The following is a 411-nucleotide window of genomic DNA, read 5'->3' on the forward strand; positions in this document are numbered from 1 at the left end:
TTTAAAAAATTCAAACGCAAAGATTTTAAACTTTCATTATCGGCATTTAAAAAGGTATTGATATTATTCATATCATCTTCAAGATTAGCACTGATTTTTACAGGAACGCTTATAGCTAAAGCACTTGCACCCTTAGCCATAAGCTCCCCTTTTAAAGAGCCTAATGTTTCGCTTACTTCTTTGATCTTAAGCTTTGATTTTTCTAAAGCATCAATGCTTTTGTTTAAAGCTTTAACGCTTTTTGTGCTTTGATTTAAATTAGCGCTAAATTTTTTAAGAGCTTCTGTGTTTTTAGCAAACTCTTTAAAACCTTTAAATGCCAAAGATATACCAAAACTAAGTCCTAAATCTTGCATATTTTTCCTTTTTATTGTAAAATCTAGCCTATGAAAAATATAGACAATACCTTAA

Annotated in this window: 1 protein-coding gene; it reads right to left on the reverse strand. The window is 29.2% G+C overall.

Features of this window, described 5'->3' with window-relative positions:
• A partial coding sequence (locus CQA75_RS09015; protein WP_171000117.1) for a hypothetical protein occupies positions 1–356 on the reverse strand: 356 nt, incomplete at its 3' end.
• Positions 357–411 lie beyond the last annotated feature (55 nt).

It is taken from the genome of Campylobacter taeniopygiae, assembly GCF_005406225.1.
Taxonomy (GTDB): domain Bacteria; phylum Campylobacterota; class Campylobacteria; order Campylobacterales; family Campylobacteraceae; genus Campylobacter_D; species Campylobacter_D taeniopygiae.